Annotated in this window: 19 protein-coding genes; 11 read left to right on the top strand and 8 right to left on the bottom strand. The window is 58.1% G+C overall.

Translation table 11 applies throughout. The features are described 5' to 3' along the window. Window positions 1–18 precede the first annotated feature (18 nt). Complete coding sequence (locus IOD40_RS08545; RefSeq protein WP_198476111.1) at window positions 19–1,053, bottom strand: porin; 1,035 nt, start codon at window positions 1,051–1,053, stop codon at window positions 19–21. 335 nt (window positions 1,054–1,388) lie between these two features. On the opposite strand from IOD40_RS08545, the gene ku (IOD40_RS08540) reads away from it, so the two are divergent. Then, window positions 1,389–2,204: a non-homologous end joining protein Ku gene (gene ku / locus IOD40_RS08540; RefSeq protein WP_198476210.1), complete on the top strand. Its 816-nt coding sequence runs from the start codon at window positions 1,389–1,391 to the stop codon at window positions 2,202–2,204. A gap of 2 nt (window positions 2,205–2,206) precedes the next feature. Here ku (IOD40_RS08540) and ligD read toward each other — a convergent pair whose 3' ends face one another. Beyond that, the gene (gene ligD / locus IOD40_RS08535) at window positions 2,207–4,702 is read right to left on the bottom strand and encodes a DNA ligase D (protein WP_198476110.1); all 2,496 of its coding nucleotides are present in this window, start codon (window positions 4,700–4,702) and stop codon (window positions 2,207–2,209) included. Window positions 4,703–4,705: 3 nt separating this feature from the next. After that, window positions 4,706–5,548 carry a non-homologous end joining protein Ku gene (gene ku / locus IOD40_RS08530; protein ID WP_198476109.1) on the bottom strand — a complete coding sequence of 281 codons (843 nt, stop codon included), beginning with the start codon at window positions 5,546–5,548 and terminating at the stop codon, window positions 4,706–4,708. Window positions 5,549–5,729: 181 nt separating this feature from the next. Between ku (IOD40_RS08530) and glpD the strand changes: the two genes are divergently transcribed. From glpD to IOD40_RS08495, 7 genes are all read left to right on the top strand, one after another. Beyond that, complete coding sequence (gene glpD, locus IOD40_RS08525; protein ID WP_407649128.1) at window positions 5,730–7,253, top strand: glycerol-3-phosphate dehydrogenase; 1,524 nt, start codon at window positions 5,730–5,732, stop codon at window positions 7,251–7,253. Between the two features lie 35 nt (window positions 7,254–7,288). Continuing rightward, window positions 7,289–8,371: an ABC transporter ATP-binding protein gene (locus tag IOD40_RS08520; RefSeq protein ID WP_198476107.1), complete on the top strand. Its 1,083-nt coding sequence runs from the start codon at window positions 7,289–7,291 to the stop codon at window positions 8,369–8,371. A 10-nt stretch (window positions 8,372–8,381) separates the two neighbouring features. Then, on the top strand, window positions 8,382–9,470 hold the full coding sequence (locus IOD40_RS08515; protein ID WP_198476106.1) for an ABC transporter ATP-binding protein: 1,089 nt from the start codon (window positions 8,382–8,384) through the stop codon (window positions 9,468–9,470). Next, window positions 9,467–10,333 (top strand): carbohydrate ABC transporter permease, encoded by an 867-nt coding sequence (locus IOD40_RS08510; RefSeq protein WP_198476105.1) that lies wholly within the window; start codon window positions 9,467–9,469, stop codon window positions 10,331–10,333. Before IOD40_RS08515 ends, IOD40_RS08510 begins: the two co-directional genes overlap by 4 nt. Before the next feature lie 94 nt (window positions 10,334–10,427). Further along, window positions 10,428–11,246 carry a carbohydrate ABC transporter permease gene (locus IOD40_RS08505; RefSeq protein WP_407649127.1) on the top strand — a complete coding sequence of 273 codons (819 nt, stop codon included), beginning with the start codon at window positions 10,428–10,430 and terminating at the stop codon, window positions 11,244–11,246. 178 nt (window positions 11,247–11,424) lie between these two features. Then, window positions 11,425–11,706 carry a DUF2160 domain-containing protein gene (locus IOD40_RS08500; protein WP_198476103.1) on the top strand — a complete coding sequence of 94 codons (282 nt, stop codon included), beginning with the start codon at window positions 11,425–11,427 and terminating at the stop codon, window positions 11,704–11,706. Window positions 11,707–11,777: 71 nt separating this feature from the next. Then, window positions 11,778–13,499, top strand: coding sequence for an ABC transporter substrate-binding protein (locus tag IOD40_RS08495; protein ID WP_198476102.1), 1,722 nt, complete (start codon window positions 11,778–11,780; stop codon window positions 13,497–13,499). A gap of 48 nt (window positions 13,500–13,547) precedes the next feature. Here the strand turns inward: IOD40_RS08495 and IOD40_RS08490 are convergent, their stop codons facing one another. Together IOD40_RS08490 and IOD40_RS08485 are read right to left on the bottom strand one after the other, a co-directional pair. Further along, window positions 13,548–14,618, bottom strand: coding sequence for a DNA topoisomerase IB (locus IOD40_RS08490; protein ID WP_198476209.1), 1,071 nt, complete (start codon window positions 14,616–14,618; stop codon window positions 13,548–13,550). Between the two features lies 1 nt (window position 14,619). Further along, the gene (locus tag IOD40_RS08485; RefSeq protein WP_198476101.1) at window positions 14,620–15,606 is read right to left on the bottom strand and encodes an SDR family oxidoreductase; all 987 of its coding nucleotides are present in this window, start codon (window positions 15,604–15,606) and stop codon (window positions 14,620–14,622) included. Window positions 15,607–15,930: 324 nt separating this feature from the next. Between IOD40_RS08485 and IOD40_RS08480 the strand changes: the two genes are divergently transcribed. From IOD40_RS08480 to IOD40_RS08470, 3 genes are read left to right on the top strand one after another with little or no spacing between them, the layout of a single operon-like run. After that, window positions 15,931–17,670 carry a hypothetical protein gene (locus tag IOD40_RS08480; protein WP_198476100.1) on the top strand — a complete coding sequence of 580 codons (1,740 nt, stop codon included), beginning with the start codon at window positions 15,931–15,933 and terminating at the stop codon, window positions 17,668–17,670. Window positions 17,671–17,673: 3 nt separating this feature from the next. Further along, on the top strand, window positions 17,674–18,585 hold the full coding sequence (locus tag IOD40_RS08475) for a glycosyltransferase family 2 protein (protein WP_233713903.1): 912 nt from the start codon (window positions 17,674–17,676) through the stop codon (window positions 18,583–18,585). Then, window positions 18,586–19,404, top strand: a complete 819-nt coding sequence (locus tag IOD40_RS08470; RefSeq protein ID WP_198476099.1) for a glycosyltransferase family 2 protein — start codon at window positions 18,586–18,588, stop codon at window positions 19,402–19,404. A gap of 101 nt (window positions 19,405–19,505) precedes the next feature. Here the strand turns inward: IOD40_RS08470 and rfbB are convergent, their stop codons facing one another. Genes rfbB through rfbD form a run of 3 tightly spaced genes read right to left on the bottom strand, consistent with a single transcriptional unit; the run spans window position 19,506 to window position 22,389 of the window. Further along, window positions 19,506–20,570, bottom strand: a complete 1,065-nt coding sequence (rfbB, locus tag IOD40_RS08465; RefSeq protein ID WP_198476098.1) for a dTDP-glucose 4,6-dehydratase — start codon at window positions 20,568–20,570, stop codon at window positions 19,506–19,508. Between the two features lie 41 nt (window positions 20,571–20,611). Beyond that, on the bottom strand, window positions 20,612–21,493 hold the full coding sequence (gene rfbA / locus IOD40_RS08460; protein ID WP_198476097.1) for a glucose-1-phosphate thymidylyltransferase RfbA: 882 nt from the start codon (window positions 21,491–21,493) through the stop codon (window positions 20,612–20,614). Then, on the bottom strand, window positions 21,490–22,389 hold the full coding sequence (gene rfbD / locus IOD40_RS08455; protein ID WP_198476096.1) for a dTDP-4-dehydrorhamnose reductase: 900 nt from the start codon (window positions 22,387–22,389) through the stop codon (window positions 21,490–21,492). The genes rfbA and rfbD overlap by 4 nt, the downstream gene beginning before the upstream one ends. Window positions 22,390–22,393: the final 4 nt, after the last annotated feature.

Genomic DNA, 22,393 nt, shown 5'->3' with positions numbered 1-22,393 from the left:
AACGATGTAAGAGATCGATTAGAAATTACGCTGGAAGCGCAGGAGACCCATGGTGTTACGGGTAACCGACTCGTAAGCGATTTCCGGGGTGATGGTCAGGCCATTAACCGGGGTCCAAGCAACGTTAGCTGCTGCGGTCCACTCTTCGGTGTCGAAGTACTGGACATGACCGTTCAGGCTGACCTTGTCGGTCAGACCAGCGCTCAGGCCAGCAAGAACAGACCACTCAGCCTGGTTGGCGACCGAAGCAAACCAGGCGTCGTACAGGTCGTACATGCCGGTGCGGGAGTCATCAGCATACATGAAGTGAAGGCTTGCGGAGATGCTCGGGGTGAAGTTCACACCAACGCCAGCACGTGCAGCGAACTGCTCTGCATCGGTGTCATAGGCAACCGCACCAGCGATCCAGCCCCAGTTCTGATCGAACTTGACGCCAGCTTCGATGCCCGGATCGAACTGCGAGGTGTTGTTGTTCTCAACAGCTGCCACCACGAAGCCCAGGCCGTTGCCCGCGTCGTAGGAAAGGCGAACCTGTGCGCGGTTACCACCGCTGTAGGTGCCTTCGTGAAGGGTCGGGCCAGCCCAGTAGCCGAGGAACTCGTAGAACGGAGTGTCGGTCCTACCAACAAGGAAGCTGGTGGTGCCATTGTCGAGCGAGATGTAGACATGCTCGAGATTGGTGTTCTGGCCAGGGCCGCTAGCAAACCACTCGCCATTGCTGGCCCAGTCGAAATTGACCTGAGCGAAGCTGGTCAGGGTTCCCCACTCAGTCGCGTTCTTGGCGGTGAACTGAGGAGCAAAGCGAGCAAGCTTGCCAAAGCGGTAATCTGCACCGCGCTCCTTCTGGTATTCCATCTGATAGCGGAGGTAGCCGCCGATCTTCAGGCAGGTCTCGGTGCCCGGAATGTAGAAATAACCCGTGCCATAGGTGTCGCAGATGCGAACATATTCCATTGGCTCCGGCTCAGCGATAATGATAGCGTCGGCAGCGTGTGCGCCGGAAACAGCTACGACCGCAGCAGCAGAGCTGACGAGAAGCCCCTTGATGTTCATATGAGTCTCTCCACACGTTTAAATTTAGACGCCTGTCGATCAGGCTGAAATCTTGTGGACCGAGAGGTCCCCCTGTCCTGACGATAGGTGTGGAAGATTTGATTGCCGGATGCAACGGATTTGGAACTTCGAATTCGCCGCTTTGCGCTCGGTCAGTAGGAACTGTGTCCAAAATGCTACGTTTTGATGTCAGCCAACCGTCAGGAGCGACATTTCTGGCGTATCTGAAGCATTTACCGGCGGTTAATAAGTGTTGATAAGTCATTAATTCCTCATTCGAGGAACTGAAGATGGCGCAGCCCGTTCATTACCGGATTAACCGGGATCCTGATCATATGGCGCCGCGAAGCTTCTGGAAGGGGTATCTACGCCTCTCTCTCGTAACCTGTCGAGTTGCCATGGCTCCGGCGACAACGACACGAGAGAAGGTGTCTTTTCGCACCATCAATCGCGCTACAGGAAACCCGATCGAAAGCAGATATGTTGACGATACAACCCGCAAGCCGGTGAAAGACCAGGATTTGCGCAAAGGGTATCCGCTTTCTGAAGACAATTTCATTATCCTTGAAGATGAGGAGCTTGAGGCCGTCGCCCTGGAGAGCACACGGACGATCGATATCGACATGTTCGTGCCGCGCGACGACATTGCCTGGATCTACCTCGACACCGCGCACTACCTGACCCCCGACGACAAGATTGCTGAAGAGGCCTTCTCGGTGATTCGTGACGCCATGGCCGCAAGCGACATGGTGGGCATCGCGCGGCTCATCCTTTATCGACGCGAGCGGGCCGTTATGCTCGAGCCGAGAGGGAAGGGCATAGTCGTCTGGACCCTCCGATACGGCGATGAAGTGCGCGATGCGGAGGATTATTTTTCGGATATCGATAGCGCAAAGCCTGACGCGAAGGCGCTCAAGCTTATTGGCACGCTGATCGAGGAACGGAAGCGCGAATGGGATCCTACCCTCGTACAAGATCCCGTACAGAAAAGCCTCAAATCACTCATTGCCGCGAAAAAGCGGAAGCAGAGCAAGGCCGCGCCTAAGAAAACGAAAGAAACCGCGCCGCAGACAGCGACCAACGTCGTCTCGATCATGGACGCGCTCCGCAAAAGCATCGAAGCTGAAAAGAAGAGCGGCAAGACAAAGTAGGGTTACTTTTCGCGGCGGGAGCCTTTTCGCGCGGTCTGCAATGGGACCTCCGATTTGCGGAAGTCTGCCCAAGGATCACTCCTTAAGTTGGCCACCCTTGCGACTGCATTTGTCACGGTAAAATGTGAGGACTTGATCGACGGCGAAACCTCGTCCCATTCGAGTGGCATCGACACGGTAGCGCCATCTCGTGCGCGGCTGGAATAGGGCGCGATCGCGGTGGCACCACGCGAGTTCCGCAAATAGTCGACGAATATCTTGCCCTTGCGTTTAGCTTTGCTCGACTTGGCGATGAAGCGATCGGGTGTATCGCTCTCCATGCCATCAGCGATCGATCGGGCGAAGTCTTTCATTTCGTCCCACCCGGCCCTGGGCGTCAGGGGGGCGACGATGTGCAAGCCCTTGCCCCCGGTTGTCTTGATGAACGCGTTTAGCCCGGCTGCCTCGAGCCGCTGCCTCACCTCATGCGCGGCTTCGATCATGACATCCCATGTGACAGCTTCATCAGGATCGAGATCCATCACGATCTGGTCAGGCTTTTCCAGTGCCGTTAGAGTTGCCTGCCAGGTGTGGATCTCCAAGGCACCGCCTTGGACCAGACCGGTCAGTCCATCCAGGCTGTCGATCGCTATTAATGTGTTGTCGTCGCTGTCATCCTGCGGATCGAACGCTTTCAGAATTTCCCCGCTCATTCCTCTCCAGCCATGCTTTTGAAAGAAACACTGCTGAGCGGTGCCGCCAGGACAGCGAAGCAAGGCGAGCGGACGCGTAACAAGATGCGGGCTCATGAACCGCCACACCTCGGCGTAATAGGCGGCAAGACCCTCCTTGGTGACGCCGACGTCTTTCCAATAGACGCGGTCCGGATGGGTCAGCGAAACTCTTGATTTCGCTCGCGCGGAAGACGAGCCCGGCTGTGTGATTTCTCCTTCAAGGACGACCTCCGTCGCTGGCTTGTCTTCGCGGATTCCACGAAAGGCGGCGTGTCGCAAATTGCCATCTGCGGTCCAGGCGCGGAACTCTACTTCCGCCACCAGTTCCGGCTTGACGAAGATCACGCCCCTACGCGCGGTTGCGTCGAGCTTGTCCTTGAAAGGAGATTCTCGTTGCTCCAGCTTTGAGAGCTGCTTGAACAGGTCCTCTGCAACGGTGCGACTGAACCCGGTGCCGACACGGCCAACATGACGCAAATTACCATCATCGAAAACGCCCAGAACGAGGGAGCCGATGGCTTTTTGCGAAGTGGAGGAGGGCACGTAACCAGCGACCACCATCTCCTGACGCTTTGCGCATTTGGACTTGATCCAGTCCTTGTTTCGTCCTGACTGATACTTGGCGTTCGCTCGTTTGGAGATGACGCCTTCTAGGCTCAGCCTGCAGGCGTGACGCAGGATCATCTCGCCGTCTTCTTCAAAGTGTTCGCTGTAGCGCAGACAGGAGGGTGCTCCTTTTAACAGCGCTTCCAGTTCCGCCTTGCGCTCCAGCAATGGCACGCCTTGCAAGTCCCTCCCGTCGCGATGCAGGAGGTCGAAAGCAAAGAAGATGAACCGGTCGCTGCGGCCTTCGCTGAGATCGGCCTGCAGCGCTGAGAAGTCCGACGCACCACCGGCACCCTCCACAACGAGTTCGCCGTCGAGGATGACTTGTTCGCAGGGCAGGGCAGCAAGCGAATGTGGAACTTCCTTGCCAAACTTGTCAGTCCAGTCGAGGCCGCTTCTGGTCAACAATTTGACGGTGCCGTTATCGATCCGCGCCTGGAGCCGATAGCCGTCGAACTTGATCTCGTGGATCCAGCCCTTGCCCGATGGTGCCTGAGGCTTGAGGGTTGCCAGCTGCGGCGAAACGAAATCCGGCAGCGCTGCCTGCTGCCCCTTCGTTTCGGGAGCTGACTTCTTCGCGATCTTGCCTGTCTTGGATGACCAGCCGGGTGCTTCGTTTTCGACATCCGCGATTGTGCGACCGGTGATTATTGATTCTGGCCGCTCTTCGAGAATGTCGCCATCTTCTTCTCCACGCGCGAACTCGTCATCAGCCTTGATAAGCAGCCAGTTGTCGCGCTTCTCGCGAGCCCTGCGCGGCATTCGCACAAGGTGCCAACGACCATTGAGCTTCTCGCCCTGAAGTTCGAACTCCAGATGCCCCTTGGCCATGCCCTTTTTCATGTCGAAAACGGGTGACCATGTTCCTCGATCCCAGACGATGACGGTGCCGCCGCCATACTCACCTTTCGGGATTGTCCCCTCGAAGGTGCCATATTCGAGCGGGTGGTCTTCGACATGCACCGCCAGGCGCTTTTCGGAAGGAACGAAGCTTGGGCCGCGTGTAACCGCCCAGCTGACGAGGACGCCGTCCATCTCCAGTCGTAAATCGTAATGTAGCCTGCGGGCATCGTGCTTCTGCATGACGAAGCTGTTGCCCTTGGCCCGCTTGGCAGGTTTGCCCTTCGGCTCGGGAGTCTTCTTGAAGTCCCGTTTCTGCTGATAGGTTTCGAGCGCCATGACTTAGCTTGCCTTGCGCTTCTTCTCGCCAGTTGTCTTCGCGGCAGACTTGCCGGCTTTTGCTGCCGGCTTGGCAAGTTTCGCGCTTTCACGCAGCGCCGCCATCAGATCGATGACCTTGCCTTCCGGCTCCTTCTTCGCAAGCTTGATCTCGCGACCTTCAGCCTTGGCCTTTACCAGTTCTGCAAGGGCCGCATCGTAGCGGTCATCAAAGGTTGAAGGATCGAATTCACTCTTCTTTGTTGTGATGATGTGCTTGGCAAGATCCAGCATCTCGCCTTTGATCTTAAGATCCGGCAGGTCTTCAAAGGCCTTTTCCGCAGGCAGAACCTCGTAGTCGAAGTTCAGGGTGTTCGCGAGTAATCCTCGGCCGCGGGGACGGATCATCACGGTTCGCACCCGACGGAACAAGACGGCACGTGCAATAGCGGCGACCTTCTTCGCACGCAGGCCCTCACGTATCAGGACGAATGCTTCCTCGGACTCATCATCGGCAGGCGTCAGGAAGTACGGCTTGTCGAAATAGGCCGTGTCGACGTCCGAGCAGGGGATGAAATCCTCAATGGAGAGCGTTTTGTCTCCCTGCGGCGTGGCGGATGCGATCTCCTCGGGCTCGAGGATGATGTAATTGTTCTTCGCGGTTTCGTATCCTTTCACCTGGTCTTCGCGCGGCACGGGTTTACCAGTCTGCTCATCTACATATTCCCGGCGAACCCGATTGCCGGTCTTCTTGTTGACCATGTGAAACGAAACACGCTCGGAAGTTGTGGCCGCTGAATAAAGCGCGACGGCACATGAGAGCTCATCGATGCTGAGGTGCCCTTTCCAGATCGCGCGCGGCGCCATTCTGAACTCCCTTGCTGTTGCCCCAATGAACTCGCGGCTGCGAGCAAGGTTCCTCCAAGTGTTGCGCGGGAGTTGGCTGGATTCGGATATTTTCGTTTGACATTCGCCTGTATTCGTTTCCAATGTGCAGACGAAAGAAATGACAGCAAGTTTGCTGCATTGCGAAACTTCGGAGGGCAGCGTGGACGGCCAGGTCATCCACGACATCTTCGTGATAGGTGGCGGCATTAACGGCTGCGGTGTCGCTCGTGACGCTGCCGGTCGCGGCTACTCTGTCTTTCTGGCCGAGATGAACGATCTGGCCAGTGGTACGTCCTCCGGATCGACGAAGCTCATCCATGGTGGGCTACGCTATCTGGAATATTACGAGTTCCGTCTCGTCCGCGAAGCTCTTAAAGAGCGTGAAGTTATCTGGAAGAACGCGCCGCACATTGTCTGGCCGATGCGCTTTGTTCTGCCTGTGGCCGATGGGATCCGCCCGCCATGGCTCGTGAGACTAGGGCTGTTTCTTTACGATTACATCGGCGGCAGAAAGCTGCTTCCGGCTACGCGGACGCTCGACATGCGCCGCGATCCATCCGGCAAGCCCTTGAAGGGCCTTTTCAAGAAGGCGTTCGAGTACTCCGATTGCTGGGTGAATGACGCGCGTCTGGTCGTGCTTAACGCACGCGACGCCGTTAAGCGTGGCGCGATCGTGCGCACCCGCACAAAAGTCGTCTCGGCGGAGCGCCGCGGCGGACTCTGGCACCTGACCATGGAAGATATGCGCACCGGCGTTCGCTCGCAGGCACGTGCGCGCCTCCTCGTCAACGCCAGTGGCCCCTGGATCGACGAGGTTCTTTCCTCAGCGGTTGGTCAGAACGATGCCCACAATGTGCGCCTGGTACAGGGCAGCCACATCGTCATTCGCAAGAAGTTCGACGATCCGCGCGCCTATTTCTTCCAGAATCGCGATGGGCGGATCATTTTCGCGATCCCCTATGAGACGGATTACACGCTGATCGGCACGACTGATCGCGACTACAGCGGCGATCCGGCCAAGATCCATATCAGCGAGGAAGAGACGGACTACCTCTGCCACGCAGCCAGCGAGTACTTCGCCCAACCGGTGCGCCGCGAAGACATCGTCTGGACCTATTCGGCGGTCCGTCCGCTTTACGACGATGGCGCCTCCAAGGCACAGGAAGCAACACGAGACTATGTGCTGCGGCCCGATGCGCCAGAAGGTATGGCACCCCGCATCGATGCTTTTGGCGGAAAGATCACGACCTATCGTCGCCTCGCGGAGCATGCGCTTGAAAAGATCGAAGGTTTCCTTGGTAAGCGAGGGGACCCGTGGACCGCAAACGGACCGCTTCCTGGCGGCGACTTCCCTCACGATGGATATCACGAGCAGGTTCGGCGACTTCGCGAGGACTACCCTTTCGTGAGGCCGGTTCATGCTGCGCGTCTGGTCCGCTTGTATGGAACGGACGCCCGCATCATACTTGGAAGCGCAAGGTCTCTTGAAGATTTGGGAAGGTTGTTCGGATCTGATCTTTATCAGGCGGAAATTGACTTCCTAGTCGAACATGAGTGGGCGACAACAGCTGAAGACGTTCTTTGGAGGCGAACCAAGATGGGACTTCGCTTGACCGTTGAGGAGGCGTCGATTCTGGATGAATACATGCAAGGGGTGGAGAGGATACGTAGCGCAGCAGGGTAACGCCGCGAGACGCAGCACCCTTTGGGAGGAGGAGCATGCTGGAACTTCGGAATGTGACGAAGAAGGTTGGCGCTGCGGAGCATATCCGCGATGTCTCGCTGGCGCTTCACCATGGCACGCTGAACGTGCTGCTGGGGCCGACGCTCTCCGGCAAGACATCGTTGATGCGGCTGCTTGCCGGTCTTGACCAGCCGACGTCCGGCAAAGTCTTTTTTGATGGCAAGGATGTCACCGGCATTGCGGTTCAGAAGCGCAATGTCGCGATGGTCTACCAGCAATTCATCAACTATCCGACGCTCACGGTCTACGAGAACATTGCCTCTCCGCTCCGCGTTGCGGGCATGGATCGGCAGACGATCAAGCAAGAGGTCATGCGCGCAGCTGAACTCTTGCGCCTCACCCCATACCTGGATCGCATGCCGCTTCAATTGTCCGGTGGGCAGCAGCAGCGTACGGCGCTTGCGCGCGCCATTGTGAAGAAGGCGGGACTTGTTCTTCTCGACGAGCCGCTAGCAAATCTTGACTACAAGCTTCGTGAAGAACTTCGGGCGGAACTTCCCAGGATTTTCGCCGAATCCGGAGCGATTTTCGTTTACGCGACCACGGAGCCATCTGAGGCGCTGCTTCTGGGGGGCAACACCGCGACCCTTTCGGAAGGGCGTGTGACGCAGTTCGGGCCAACTGTCGACGTATTCCGTCGCCCTGACGACCTCGTCACCGCAAGAACTTTTGCCGATCCGCCGTTGAACACCATCGAGCTTATCAAGCGTGGCAGCGGCTTCGAGTTAGATGGTGGGGTGCTCCTCCCGGCGCCGGCCGGCCTCTCCGGCGTTGAAGACGGCACGTATACAGTCGCCTTTCAGCCCCACCATCTTTCCCTGGACGCTGCCTCGCCGACCGCAGTTGCGATCAACGCGACGGTAGCGATTACGGAGATCACCGGCTCGGAAAGCTATGTCCATCTGCATTTCGCCAATGCCGCGTGGGTCATGCTTGCTCCGGGAATCCATCGCCTGGAGCCGGACGAGCGGGTTACCGTTTTCATCGACCCACGTCACCTGATGGTGTTCGATCAATCCGGCCGGGCGGTACGTCCGCCCCATGATCTGGCAGCGTGAGGAGACGGCCATGGCACGCATAGAGCTCGACCATATCCGCCACGCCTACGGAGAACGGCCCAAGAGCGAAGCTGATTACGCGCTGAAGGAAGTTCATCATACTTTCGTGGATGGAAGCGCCTACGCTCTTCTCGGCCCGTCCGGTTGTGGAAAGACGACGCTTCTCAATATCATTTCCGGCCTGCTGCGCGCGTCGGAAGGCCGGCTTCGTTTCAACGGCGTGGACGTCACTGAGCTTTCGACGCAGGAGCGGAACATCGCTCAGGTATTCCAGTTCCCGGTCGTCTACGACACGATGACCGTGTACGACAATCTGGCCTTTCCGTTGCGAAACCGGGGAGTTGCCGAGTCTGAGGTGGACCGCAAAGTTCGCGAAACGCTGGAAATAATCGATCTCGCCTCATTGGCAGATCGGCGGGCAGCAGGTCTCGGTGCTGATCAGAAGCAGAAAATCTCGTTGGGCCGTGGCCTCGTCCGTTCTGACGTCAACGCGATATTATTTGATGAGCCCCTTACGGTCATCGACCCGCAGATGAAGTGGGTTCTACGCTCGCAGCTCAAGCAACTGCACCGCCGATACGGCTTCACCATGGTCTATGTCACCCACGACCAGACCGAGGCGCTGACCTTCGCGGAGAAAGTCGTCGTCATGTACGATGGCCAGATCGTCCAGATCGGCACTCCAGATGAGCTTTTCGAGCGGCCGAGCCACACCTTCGTCGGCTACTTCATCGGATCGCCAGGCATGAACGTGCTGCCTGTGGGAGTTGAGGGCTCACGTGCCAGGCTCGGCAATCAGATCATTGAGCTACCAAGTGCACCGACGGCAGCCCGCCAGGATTTCGAACTCGGCATCCGTCCCGAATTTGTAAGGCTCGGGCGCGAAGGCATGCCGGTACGGATCGAAAAGATCGAGGATACCGGGCGGCGCAAGATTGTTCGTGCTGAGCTTGAGGGGCGCGAGATCGCGCTGATCGCGGCCGAGGAGGAAGAAATACCCGCTGAGCCACATGTCACGTTCGCACCAGAGGGTATCAACCTCTACGCGGATTCCTGGCGGGTCGACCTTGGTGACGGGGCGGGGAGGCCGGTTCGATGAACAAGACATGGAATAACAAAGCCTGGTTCCTTGTCCTGCCGGTGATGCTGCTGGTGATGTTCTCGGCGGTGATCCCGCTAATGACCGTCGTCAACTATTCGGTGCAGGACACGTTCGGCAACAACGTCTTCTTCTGGGCTGGCACCGAGTGGTTCGAGCAGATGCTCAACTCGCGCCGCTTCTGGGACGCGATGGGCCGCAATCTTGCCTTCTCCTTCATCGTGCTCGCGATCCAGATCCCGCTCGGCGTGTTCATCGCGCTCAACATGCCGCGCAAGGGCTGGGGCGTGCCCGTCTGCCTCGTCCTGATGGCGCTGCCGCTCCTTATTCCTTGGAACGTTGTCGGCACGATCTGGCAGGTATTCGGCCGTATCGACATTGGTCTTCTCGGTCACACGCTGGCGGCGCTCGGCATCGACTACAACTATGTGCGCGATCCGGTTGACGCGTGGATCACGGTCGTCCTGATGGATGTCTGGCACTGGACGAGCCTTGTCGTGCTGCTCTGCTACGCTGGTCTCGTCTCGATCCCCGACGCCTACTATCAGGCCGCGCGTATCGATGGCGCGTCGCGCTGGGCGATCTTCCGCTACATCCAGCTGCCAAAGATGAAGCGTGTCCTGACTATCGCGATCCTGCTGCGCTTCATGGACTCCTTCATGATCTACACCGAGCCCTTCGTCGTCACCGGCGGTGGCCCGGGCAACTCGACCACCTTCCTGTCGATCGACCTCGTCAAGATGGCCGTCGGTCAGTTCGACCTTGGTCCGGCAGCTGCGATGTCGATCATCTACTTCCTCATCATCCTCCTCATGTCGTGGGTCTTCTACACGGTCATGACCAACTATGATTCGGAGCGCTGAGATGGCCGGCGCAAAGGACACGACCATGACGCTTCGTGATGGGGCAGCCACTACACCTGCAGCGCGCGAAGGGCAGGGCACAATCGACCGGACCATGCGCCGGCGCGGCGCGGAGTCCCGCTTCTGGTGGCTTGTGCCGACGATCTACATCATCTTCCTGATGCTGCCGATCTACTGGCTCATTAACATGAGCTTCAAGACGAATATCGAGATCACTGGCACCTTCTCGCTGTGGCCACAGAACCCGACATTGCGAAACTATATGGTGATCTTCACCGACGCCTCCTGGTATTCGGGCTACATCAACTCGATCCTCTACGTCGCGATCAACACGGTTCTTTCTGTCGCCGTGGCGCTGCCGGCAGCCTATGCCTTCTCGCGCTATCGCTTCCTTGGCGACAAGCACCTGTTCTTCTGGCTGCTGACCAACCGCATGGCACCGCCAGCCGTCTTCGCGCTGCCCTTCTTCCAGCTCTACTCGGCGTTCGGACTCATCGACACACACATTGCAGTCGCACTGGCGCACTGCCTGTTCAACGTGCCGCTGGCTGTCTGGATCCTGGAAGGCTTCATGTCAGGGGTGCCGAAGGAGATAGACGAAACGGCCTACATCGACGGCTACTCGTTTCCGCGTTTCTTCGTGAAGATCTTCATGCCGCTGATCGCATCCGGCATCGGTGTTGCCGCCTTCTTCTGCTTCATGTTCTCGTGGGTGGAACTTCTGCTGGCGCGCACGCTGACGACGACTGCCGCAAAGCCTATCGCTGCAACGATGACGCGAACCGTTTCTGCCTCTGGCCTTGACTGGGGGGTACTTGCGGCAGCCGGCGTGCTGACGCTGATCCCCGGTGCGCTCGTGATCTACTTCGTTCGCAACTACATCGCCAAGGGCTTCGCCCTGGGGAGGGTGTGATGCGCGCTGTCGTTACACGAATAGCAGCCCCTCATCGGCCCTTCGGGCACATTCTCCCCATCAACGGGGAAAAGAAAGGCGCGGCAATCATTCAGCCTTGCTCGCCCCATTCACGGGAAGAGGATGCCGGCAGGCAGGAGAGGGGCTCTGCTCCCCGATCAACGATAGGAGCACACCCATGACCCTTACATGGATGGCCTGGACGTGGCCAACGGCGGTGTTTTTCGCGACGATCTTCCTGCTACTCGCCGCCATGTGTGTCTGGGAATATGTCTCGCCGGGCGGCAATCCGCGCTTTGGCATCCTGCGCTTTGAAACGACGCGCGGTGATCGCCTCTTCGTGTCGCTGCTTGGCAGCGCCTTCATTCATCTCGCCTGGCTGGGTCTTGTCGGACCCAACCTCTGGTGGGCCCTTGCCCTGTCGGTCGTCTACGCGATTGGCGTGTTTCGATACGTCTAGGGAGAAGAAATGGGCCACGCATAGCGCTGGCCCGCAATTGCAACATGGTTGCATCAATGGGAGGAAGTGAAATGCGAAGACATTTGCTTGCGTCAACCACTGCGGTGGCGCTTCTCTTCGGAATGGCGAGCGCGCATGCCGACATGGAGGCAGCCAAAGCGTTCCTCGACGCTGAAATCGGCGACATGTCGTCTCTCGACCGCGCCGCTCAGGAAGCCGAGATGGAGTGGTTCATCAAGGCAGCCGAGCCGTTCAAGGGCATGGACATCAAGGTCGTGTCTGAAACGATCACGACGCACGAATATGAAGCGCGTGTGCTCGCCAAGGCGTTCAGCGACATCACCGGCATCAAGATCACTCACGACCTGATCGGCGAAGGTGACGTCGTCGAAAAGCTGCAAACGCAAATGCAGTCGGGCGAAAACATCTATGACGCCTACATCAACGACTCCGACCTGATCGGAACGCACTGGCGGTACCAGCAAGTGCGAAACCTGACTGACTGGATGGAGAACGAAGGCAAGGACGCCACCAACCCTAATCTCGATATCGATGACTTCATCGGCAAGTCCTTTACGACCGCTCCGGATGGCAAGCTTTATCAGCTTCCCACCCAGCAGTTCGCGAACCTTTACTGGTTCCGGTACGATTGGTTCAACGACGAGAAGAACAAGGCCGAATTTAAGGAGAAGTACGGCTACGATCTCGGTGTGCCGGTCAACTGGTCGGCGTACGAAGACATCGCCGAATTCTTCACCGGCCGCGAACTCGACGGCAAGAAGGTCTTCGGCCACATGGACTACGGCAAGAAGGACCCGTCGCTCGGTTGGCGCTTCACCGACGCCTGGCTTTCCATGGCCGGCAATGGTGACAAGGGCATCCCTAACGGCCTTCCGGTTGATGAGTGGGGCATCAAGGTCGACGAGAATTCGCGTCCAGTCGGCTCATGTGTGGCACGTGGTGGCGACACCAACGGCCCGGCGGCTGTCTATGCAATCGAGAAGTATCTCGAATGGATGGAAAAATACGCACCGCCGGCAGCTCAAGGCATGAACTTCTCCGAATCCGGACCGGTCCCGGCGCAGGGTGAAGTTGCCCAGCAGATGTTCACCTATACCGGTTTCACCGCCGACTTCGTCAAGGACGGCCTGCCGATCGTCAATGAAGACGGCACGCCGAAGTGGCGCTTTGCTCCGTCGCCGCATGGTGTCTACTGGAAGGACGGCATGAAGCTCGGCTATCAGGACGCAGGTTCCTGGACGCTGATGAAGTCGACGCCGGAAGACCGCGCCAAGGCTGCATGGCTCTACGCCCAGTTCGTGACCTCGAAGACTGTTGACGTGAAGAAGAGCCATGTTGGCCTCACCTTCATCCGTCAGTCGACGCTCGATCACGCAAGCTTCAGCGAGCGTGCTCCGAAGCTTGGCGGTCTCGTCGAGTTCTACCGCTCGCCGGCCCGTCTGCAGTGGTCGCCGACCGGCACGAACGTGCCTGACTATCCGAAGCTGGCTCAGCTCTGGTGGCAGGCAATCGGCGATGCGTCGTCGGGTGCCAAGACCGCACAGGAAGCCATGGACTCGCTCTGCGCAGAGCAGGAGCAGGTCATGGCTCGTCTCGAGCGCGCTGGCGTTCAGGGCGACATCGGTCCGAAGCTCGCCGAAGAACACGATCTCGAATACTGGAACAAGGATGCCGTTGCGAAGGGTAACATCGCACCGCAGCTGAAGATCGAGAACGAGAAGGAAAAGCCGGAAACCGTCAACTACGACGAACTGGTGAAGAGCTGGCAGTAATCACTTCGAACCTTCATGGCCTGGCGGGAGAGAAATCTCCCGCCTTTTTTATGCGTCTACAAGTTCCCTTGGCGTCTGGACCATTTGCCGGTCCAGCCAGCGCAGAAAGAGCGACTCCTCATCATCGAGGCCCTTGAGCGGTTTGCGAGCGCGTCTGCGAATATCACCAATTTCCTGTTGAAGCCGTCCTTCCAGCCAACCGTCGATGATGAGCGGGTGAATGTAGCAGCGGCGGCAAACTGCGCGCGTGTTGCGTATCCTTGCAGCGACCTTGTCGATTAGCGCGTTGAGTTCAACTGCCTGCGCGCGCTTCGTGTCGGGCAGTGGCACTTCGGCAAACTCCCCCCCGGCCATTACCGAGGCGCCCCAGGTTCGAAAGTGCTTCGCGGTAAACTCGTCTCCAATAGCCTCTCGGATATAAGCATTGACATTTTGCGAACGGATTTCGCGGCGGGCGCCGTCTTCGTCCAGATATTGAAATAGATGCTGGCCCGGCACGTCCTGTACCGCGCGAACGATCCGCGCAATCCGGCGGTCCTGCAGCTTCAGCTTCCATTCCTGACCGGACTTGCCACGGAATGAGAACCGAAGATTTGAGCCTTCGACCTGGACATGACGATCGTGAAGGGTGGTGAGGCCGAAGCTTTTGTTTTCGCGCCGGTATGCATCGTTGCCTATGCGGATCATGGTTTTGTCGAGGAGCCAGATGACCGACGCGATTACTTTCTCGCGTGGGAGACCGCGAAGCGAAAGATCTGCTTCAACGCGATCACGCAGGCTCGGAAGTGCGTGGGCAAAAGCGGCGAGGCTGGAGAATTTCGCCTCGTCGCGGCACGCCGTCCAGGCGGCATGATAGCGATATTGCTTGCGACCGCGCTGGTCGCGGCCGGTCGCCTGGATATGTCCTGAAGCATCCGCGCAAATCCAGACGTCGGTCCATGCCGGAGGGATTGCCAAGGCACGTATTCTCGCAAGGTCTTCCTTGTTGTAAACTTTTTCACCGCCGTATCTGACGTAGGAGAATCCCTTGCCGGCGCGCCGACGCTTGATACCTACTTCGCCGTCATTGACGTAAACGAGCTCGGCGCGCTCTGCCGAAGCCAGCCATGGTTCGCGCAGGTCAGTATCCTCCGACTATCGGCAAGATTTCGCCTGTGATGTAGCTCGAGCATTGCGGCGAGGCGAAGAACACATAGGCGGGTGCAATCTCCTCGGGCTGCGCGGGCCGTCCCATCGGCGTTTGCGAGCCGAACTTTGCCACTTCTTCAGGTGGGCGCTCCGATGGATTAAGCGGAGTCCAGACAGGGCCGGGCGCGACAGCGTTTACACGGATCCCTTTCGGTATGAGGTTGGATGACAGCGCCTTTGTAAACGCGTGGATGCCGCCCTTCGTCATCGAATAGTCGATCAACCCGCCGCTGCCCTCAATTCCGGTGACCGAGCCGGTATTGATGATAGCGGAGCCGGGCTGCATATGCCGGACTGCCTCTCGCGTCATGAAGAAGTAGCCGTACAGGTTGGTCTTGACCGTGGTGTCGAAGTGTTCCGTCGTAATGCTCTCAATGTCCTCCGCGTGATACTGGAATGCAGCGTTGTTAACGAGGATGTCTAGGCCACCAAATTCCGCGACGATCTTTTCAACTGCGTCACGACAAAAATCTTCGCTGGTCACGTCGCCCGGCAGAAGCAGGCATCTTCCACCCTCGTCTGCAATCGCAAGCCGTGTCTCTTCCGCATCCTCGCTTTCACTGAGATAGGCGATCGCCACATCTGCGCCCTCGCGTGCGAAGAGGACCGCCACCGCCCGACCGATTCCCGAATCGCCACCGGTTATGAGTGCTACCTTGCCCTCAAGTTTCCCTGAACCCCGCCAAAACGGGGCGTCATACATTGGCGCGGGTTCGAGAGATGCCTCGTCTCCAGGTTTGGGCTGGTGCTGTTCAGGAAATGGCGGCACTGGATATTGGCGGGCTCCAGCTTGCATGGAAATCGGTTCACTGCTGTCGCTGTTACTACTTTCCTGATCCTGCTGATCAATCTGCTGCTGAATGCGGTGCTGCTTTTCGAGTTCTTCAGAAATGTCGGCCGCGTGCTTGTTCTCGTTCATGTCCGGCTCCGATTGATCCGTTCCGAAGGCCGAACCGTTCAGGGCGGGGCAACGTTCCATCAAAGCCACGAATTGATCGAGCGCGCGTGGCCGGCCGATCAAAATCGCAATCGGTTCGTTCTGAAATTCTAGTGCCTGCGAAGTAAGGTTGTGAAGACACCGCTCGGATTGTGTACAGTTGATACTGTTGTTGAGGTTTCAGTGGTCCATCCGGCATACAAAATGGTTGTTGCTTCGAGTAAAAAAGTGCACAACGTGCAGTGGTTCACAATGATGTTCGGAGCGCGTGGCCCAGGGTCGCGCTAAAATTTGACGAGTGTCTGCATGGGCAAGGTCCTGGCATTTCCATCGGCGCGGTTCGCAAAAAGGGGCAGCTATGCTGGCCACGATTCCGCGCATGGACATCAGGTAGGGTCTACCGCGACTGGCAATGTGGTCGTCTCCACGTTCAATCATGACGCGCATAGACAGGGCGATTGGTCGAACCAGGAAATTGCAGACCTTTACCGTGTCGAAAGTCTGCTCATTCAGGCCAGCATCAGCATCACATCCGCGCGTGGCCTAGCCGAAGACGGGGCTCCCTGGTTCGTTTTTCTCCGAGATGATGGCGAAGTCTTCGTCCATCTCGCGCGCATTGATGGTCGCTATATTCTCGACAGCCCTGGACTGCCGGAAATTCTGGAGGGCTCTGATTTTGCGGAGCTGATCCGCAAGTTCGTGAGCAGCGTGGCAGCAAAGGGCACACCCGCGACCGGGAATGTGATTTCACTGCGGCCGCGGATGCTGCACGACCAGACGATCCGTCTTCATCCGGCTGTGATGCTGGGAGCGCTGATCTGGTCCCTGTACGTTGCATCAGATGATTTCGTCGGAATGGCCCACGCAATGGAGGAGGCCGAAGGCCGCACCGATCCGTTCTCGGCTCTCGATGCATCCACATCCGCTCTGGTTCTTTCGCCGGAACTGGCGGTGAGCCAGTTGGATGCGGCGCTTGATGAGCAAGCTCATTCCTATGGCGCCGGAGAGTTCACTGCGCCGACCACGACCGATTCTGCGAAGGCGGGCGTGTCGTCCGACGCACGCGGAGGAGCGACTTCGACAAGCGGAACCGTTGCCTGGGCGCAAAGCCTTGCCGCCAGCCTTGCTGCGATCGCCATCGGTTATGGGTTCGTCCACATCTCGGATGTTCCAGAAACAACTGAGGCAGGCTGGGATTTTCTCGCGCTGGCGAATGTCAGCGAAACGGACGGCGGAGTTCAATACGTCGAGGGAGAGGGCACTCCGACGGATGCGTACGACGGAGCATCCTCGGTGGCATCGGACGGGCTTGTTGCCGACGTCGCCCAGCATCTTCAGAACTCCGACCTGAAAGTCGACGTTCCATTCTTGCTGGATGGTCTTGCTGCAGAGGCGCATTTGGCCGGTCAGCAAGCGGACATCGCGGATGAAGCCAATTCGGATGCGAAGGTGGCAGACGACGCTGCTCCGGTGAAGATGGCTAAGGGAGGATCCAAGGGCGCTGATGCGCAGCCTGCGGCAGCGCCAACGCCGGACCCGGCACCAGCTGCGCAAACTGCTGCGGTCGAAGTGGCCCGTGCCAGTGAATCGCAGATTTTGCTCGCGATGGTCGATGGCTTCGTCGGAGGGCTTGCGGAGCACAAATATGGTGACCTGATGGTCTCCACATCGCTGGATCAACGCGAACTGCAAGTGCTGCTAGACCGGTTCCAGGACGGCCAGAAGGATGGCGATGCTGCCAGCGGCTCGGTTATTGACGATCCTGAGACACCGGTCGCTGCCGTCGTTGAGCCGGTACGCCCGGTTGGAAATCAGATTTCCTATCTGGAGTATGATGACCGGGCAAAAGACTTCGTAGCCAAGTTCATCGAGCGTGCGGGCAAAATTGAACTGGTCCAGTTCGACGCGCATATCGTCCTCGTAGACATGACTGCGATAGACGAGGCAACGGATGTGACGTATACGCTGCGTTGGGTGACCGAGGATGGCAGCGTGATTTCCACCATCGGGCATCTGCAGTATTTTCTGGATTACGGCATCGCCTGACACATGAAATTGCCCGAAATGCCGCAGGACGCAGTCAAGGTCTGCGGCGTGATCGTAACCTATCAGCCATGTTCTGAAAGGTTGGCGGAACTGGTGCGCGCGGTTCGTCCTCAACTGACAGCGCTGCTCATCGTCGACAATGGGTCCGATTTCGACTTCACGGATCTGCGTGCGTTGCACCAATGCGAAGTCATTGAGCTTGGCGATAATCTCGGCATCGCCAAGGCCCAAAATGACGGGATCATGCGTGCCCGCACTTTGGGAGCGGATTACGTTCTCCTGCTTGATCAGGACAGCATTCCGGCGCCGGATATGGTCGCCACGCTCGTTCGGGCGCACGTAGATCTCGCCAGTTCGGAGCAACAAATCGCGGCGGTGGGACCCTCTTATGTGGATCCACGCCAAGGCGAGGCCGCCGTATTCGTTGATCTTGACGGACTGAAGCTTCGCAGGCGCGAGCGGAAGGCGGAAGACAAGGTAGCCGAAGCAGATTTCCTGATTGCTTCCGGATGCCTGATCGCGATGTCGACGCTCGACCGCGTCGGTTTGATGGTTGAGGAACTCTTCATCGACTACGTCGATGTAGAATGGGGGCTACGGGCACGTAGCGATGGCTATCTCTCGTTCGGCGTGTACGCTGCAAAGATGGAACATGCTCTTGGCGATGAATGGATCAGCTTCCGGAACAGGCGGGTGCCGCTGCGTAGTCCGCTCCGCCACTACTATCACATTCGCAACGCGGTTTGGCTGAGCCGCCAAAGCTGGATCTCATCCTCGTGGCGGATTGTCCTTCTGGTCCGCTCTTTGAAGCAACTGATCTTCTTCTTCGCCTTCGCGCCACGTCGCTTCGAGCATTTGCGCATGATGGCGTTAGGATTATGGCATGGCGTTCGCGGGCGAATGGGCAGGATCTAGATGGCGGATGATGTCATCAAATCCCGAAAGAGCCTGACGGTCTCGATCGTAACCTATCGGTCGAATTGCGAAGAGTTCCGGCGCACTCTCTCCACGCTGCGGGAAGCGGTGGCGGCGTATTCTTCCGAGAAGGTCCGCATCTTCATCATCGACAACTCTCCCCGCAATGAAGTTGCCGAAATCGCCGGCAGCGAGTTGGGTGGCTCGTCGGTGCAGATCTTGCACGGGCATGGGAATATTGGCTTTGGCCGGGCACACAATCTCATCCTCGATCAGATCGGCGACTATCATCTGATCCTGAACCCAGACATCGAGATGAGCGCTGATGCATTATTTGCCGCACACGATTTTCTGGAATGCAATCCAGATTGCGGATTGGTGACGCCTCAGGCGCACTGGCCGGATGGGGAGCGACAATATTTGTGCAAGCGCTACCCGGCGCTGTTCGACCTCATCCTGCGTGGTTTCGCGTCCCGGAGCGTCACCAAACATTTCGATCACCGGCTCGCCCGATACGAGATGCGCGCGGAGACGCAGGGTCAGATCTATTGGGAGCCACCAATCGTCAGTGGCTGCTTCATGTTCTTTCGCGGAAATGTTCTGCGGGAGCTTGGAGGCTTCGATCCAGGATACTTCCTCTATTTCGAAGATTTTGACTTGTCGTTGCGTGCGGGCAAGAAAACCAGCGTCGCATATCTGCCCGCGGTGAAGATCGTGCATGCCGGTGGGCACGCGGGCAAGAAGGGCTGGTGGCACATTCGCCAGTTCGCGCGTTCCGCCGTGCGTTTTTACAGGACGCACGGCGTGAAACTGCTCTGACGAGTCTGGAGCAATACCCCCGAAGCGTGAACCGGTTTCGGGAGGCATGCGGGTAAAATAAGAACGGTGTGGGAGCGCGATCCGAACGATCGCGACACGCTTTAGTCCTCGTCGGTCGTTTCTAGGGTTCCGAGGCGCTGGCCGCTGTAGACACCATCCCGTAGCGGACGCCACCACCACTCGTTTTCCAGATACCACTGCACGGTCTTTTCGATGCCGGTGTCGAAATTCTCTTCGGCACGCCAGTCCAACTCCGTTTCGAGCTTGGTCGCGTCGATGGCATAGCGTGCGTCGTGGCCCGGGCGATCCGTAACGTATTGGATCAGTTGCTCGTGCGGCGTGCCATCTGGCCTCAACTGATCGAGAATCTGGCAAATGCGTTTGACGACATCAACGTTGCGCCGCTCATTGCGCCCGCCGACATTGTATTTCTCGCCGACGCGCCCGCGCGAGGCGATGAGATGGAGCGCCTTTGCGTGGTCATCAACATAGAGCCAGTCGCGCACATTCGCCCCCGTGCCGTAAATGGGCAGAGGCTTCCTATCCAGAGCGTTGAGGATAATGAGAGGGATCAACTTCTCCGGGAAATGGTATGGGCCATAATTGTTGGAGCAGTTCGAGATGACGACCGGAAGCCCGTAGGTGCGCTGCCAGGCAGTTGCGAGATGGTCGCTGGCAGCCTTCGAGGCAGAATAAGGCGAGGACGGGTCGTAAGGCGTGACCTCTTCGAACAAGCCGTCATCACCGAGCGAGCCATAGACTTCGTCGGTTGAGACATGGAGGAAGCGGAACGCGTCCTTCTGCTCCGAGGGAAGCGCAGACCAGTAACGTCGCGCCGCTTCCAGCAGGGTGAATGTGCCTATGACGTTTGTCTCGATAAAGTCGGCGGCGCCGGTGATCGAACGGTCAACATGGCTTTCAGCTGCCAGGTGCATCACGCGGTCTGGACGGAAGCTTTCGAACGCTTCATTCATCGCTGCGGCGTCGCAGATGTCGGCCTGCAGGAACCGATGGTTCGAGGCGCTCTCAACCGCCCGCAGCGAATTGAGATTTCCAGCGTAGGTCAGCTTGTCGACGGTCAGAACCTCAGCGCCGACGTCGGTGACAAGGTAACGGACCAGTGCGGATCCGATGAACCCGGCTCCTCCGGTGACGAGAATACGCATTTAGGCTCCCTGGGATTGGTATATGGGTAACTAAGGCAGGATCATTGCTGTGGCAGGTGCGTCTCAGCCAGTTTCAGCAGATATTTGCCGTAGGCGGTCTTGGAATAATAATTGCCATATTCAACGAGCGTGTCTTGCGAGATCCAGCCGTGAAGATAGGCGATTTCCTCAATGCAGGCGATGTGCGTGCCCTGGCGGTGCTGGATGGTCCGCACGAATTCGCTGGCCTCCAGCAGACTGTCATGGGTGCCCGTATCCAGCCAGGCGTAACCGCGAGACATCCGCTCGACGAAGAGATTGCCTTGTTCCATGTAGATGCGGTTCAGATCGGTGATTTCGTACTCGCCGCGCTTTGAAGGCTTCAGACCTCGAGCGAACTCAACGACCTGATTGTCGTAGAAGTAGAGACCAGTCACCGCGAAGCGCGACTTTGGTTCGGCCGGCTTCTCTTCAAGGCTTAGAGCGCGCCCGGCGGCATCAAGCTCGACGACACCATACCGCTCGGGATCATCAACTTCATAGGCGAACACCGTCGCGCCGTCGGTGCGGCTGCTGGCCTTCTGCATGAGGCCGCTCAGTCCGGCGCCAAAGAAGATATTGTCGCCAAGCACGAGTGCCACGGGATCCGACCCGATAAAGTCGGCACCAATCGTGAATGCCTGGGCAAGGCCGTCGGGGCTTGGCTGCTCGGCAAAGGAGATGCTGAGGCCCCACTTGCTGCCATCGCCAAAAAGACGCTTGTAGTTGTCGAGGTACTCCGGCGACGAGATGATCAAAATCTCGCGGATTTTAGCCAGCATCAGAACCGATAGCGGATAGTAGATCATCGGCTTGTCGTAGATCGGGATGAGCTGCTTGTTGACAGCAAGCGTCGCAGGATGAAGCCTTGTGCCCGAACCTCCCGCCAGAATTATTCCCTTCATCCGTGGCTCCCTGCTGAATTCGTCTCACGTAACCTGGCCAGCGTGTCAGCCAATGCCTCACGCCAGTGCCTCGGCTTGATACCATAGTCGTCCTGCAAACGCGCGGTCGAAAGGACCGAATTGGTAGGGCGGCGTGCTGGGGTTGGATACTCGCTGGTCTCGATAGGATGAACAACGGGAACCGCCGCGCCATGCTGGTGGTGCTGGCGAAAGATCTCACTGGCAAAGTTGAACCAGGTAGTCGGCCCATCATTTACGAAATGATAGGTGCCGCAAGGGGCATCTGGGTCATCAAGCTGGCGTAGTGCGATTGTCGCCAATGTCGCGGCGATATCTGCAGCGGATGTCGGGCACCCTTTTTGATCGTTCACGACCCGCAGCTCAGAGCGGTCTGAAAGGCGCAGCATTGTCTTCACGAAGTTGCCGCCATGGGGCGAAAACACCCACGCGGTTCGCAAGATTACGTGACGAGGGTTGCCCGTCCTGACTGCCAACTCCCCCGCGGCCTTGGATGCACCATAGACGTTGATCGGGCAGATGGGATCATCGACCTCGTATGCGGCGTTTTTGCTGCCATCGAATACGTAATCGGTCGAGACATGAATAAGGGGGATGCCACGTTCGCGTGTGGCGTCCGCTAGCGCGGCAGGCCCAACAGCGTTGATGGAAAACGCCGATGAGCTTTCTGTTTCCGCCTTGTCGACTGCGGTATAGGCGGCCGGATTGATCACAGCCGCGATTTCTCGCTCGCCGACATAGGCTCTGATCGAGGCTGGATCAGCCAGGTTCAGCTCGTCGCGGCCTGGAAAGAGTGGCGTGACATCTTCCGGCCAGTCGATAGCTGCCAGCTCGGTGCCCACTTGTCCGGTGCCGCCGGTGATCAGGATCTGACGCATCTCC

The sequence above is a fragment of the Aquamicrobium zhengzhouense genome (assembly GCF_016124105.1).
GTDB lineage: Bacteria > Pseudomonadota > Alphaproteobacteria > Rhizobiales > Rhizobiaceae > Aerobium > Aerobium zhengzhouense.
The sequence above is the reverse complement of the archived record's forward strand: the minus strand, read 5'-3'. Positions and strand labels throughout refer to the sequence as shown.

Bases quoted from the DNA above. Each gene is read 5' to 3' on its own strand.
- IOD40_RS08545 (WP_198476111.1), bottom strand. From the start codon at position 1,053: ATGAACATCAAGGGGCTTCTCGTCAGCTCTGCTGCTGCGGTCGTAGCT.
- ku (WP_198476210.1), top strand. From the start codon at position 1,389: ATGGCGCCGCGAAGCTTCTGGAAGGGGTATCTACGCCTCTCTCTCGTA.
- ligD (WP_198476110.1), bottom strand. From the start codon at position 4,702: ATGGCGCTCGAAACCTATCAGCAGAAACGGGACTTCAAGAAGACTCCC.
- ku (WP_198476109.1), bottom strand. From the start codon at position 5,548: ATGGCGCCGCGCGCGATCTGGAAAGGGCACCTCAGCATCGATGAGCTC.
- IOD40_RS08520 (WP_198476107.1), top strand. From the start codon at position 7,289: ATGCTGGAACTTCGGAATGTGACGAAGAAGGTTGGCGCTGCGGAGCAT.
- IOD40_RS08515 (WP_198476106.1), top strand. From the start codon at position 8,382: ATGGCACGCATAGAGCTCGACCATATCCGCCACGCCTACGGAGAACGG.
- IOD40_RS08510 (WP_198476105.1), top strand. From the start codon at position 9,467: ATGAACAAGACATGGAATAACAAAGCCTGGTTCCTTGTCCTGCCGGTG.
- IOD40_RS08505 (WP_407649127.1), top strand. From the start codon at position 10,428: ATGCGCCGGCGCGGCGCGGAGTCCCGCTTCTGGTGGCTTGTGCCGACG.
- IOD40_RS08500 (WP_198476103.1), top strand. From the start codon at position 11,425: ATGACCCTTACATGGATGGCCTGGACGTGGCCAACGGCGGTGTTTTTC.
- IOD40_RS08495 (WP_198476102.1), top strand. From the start codon at position 11,778: ATGCGAAGACATTTGCTTGCGTCAACCACTGCGGTGGCGCTTCTCTTC.
- IOD40_RS08485 (WP_198476101.1), bottom strand. From the start codon at position 15,606: ATGAACGAGAACAAGCACGCGGCCGACATTTCTGAAGAACTCGAAAAG.
- IOD40_RS08480 (WP_198476100.1), top strand. From the start codon at position 15,931: ATGGGCAAGGTCCTGGCATTTCCATCGGCGCGGTTCGCAAAAAGGGGC.
- IOD40_RS08475 (WP_233713903.1), top strand. From the start codon at position 17,674: ATGAAATTGCCCGAAATGCCGCAGGACGCAGTCAAGGTCTGCGGCGTG.
- IOD40_RS08470 (WP_198476099.1), top strand. From the start codon at position 18,586: ATGGCGGATGATGTCATCAAATCCCGAAAGAGCCTGACGGTCTCGATC.
- rfbB (WP_198476098.1), bottom strand. From the start codon at position 20,570: ATGCGTATTCTCGTCACCGGAGGAGCCGGGTTCATCGGATCCGCACTG.
- rfbA (WP_198476097.1), bottom strand. From the start codon at position 21,493: ATGAAGGGAATAATTCTGGCGGGAGGTTCGGGCACAAGGCTTCATCCT.
- rfbD (WP_198476096.1), bottom strand. From the start codon at position 22,389: ATGCGTCAGATCCTGATCACCGGCGGCACCGGACAAGTGGGCACCGAG.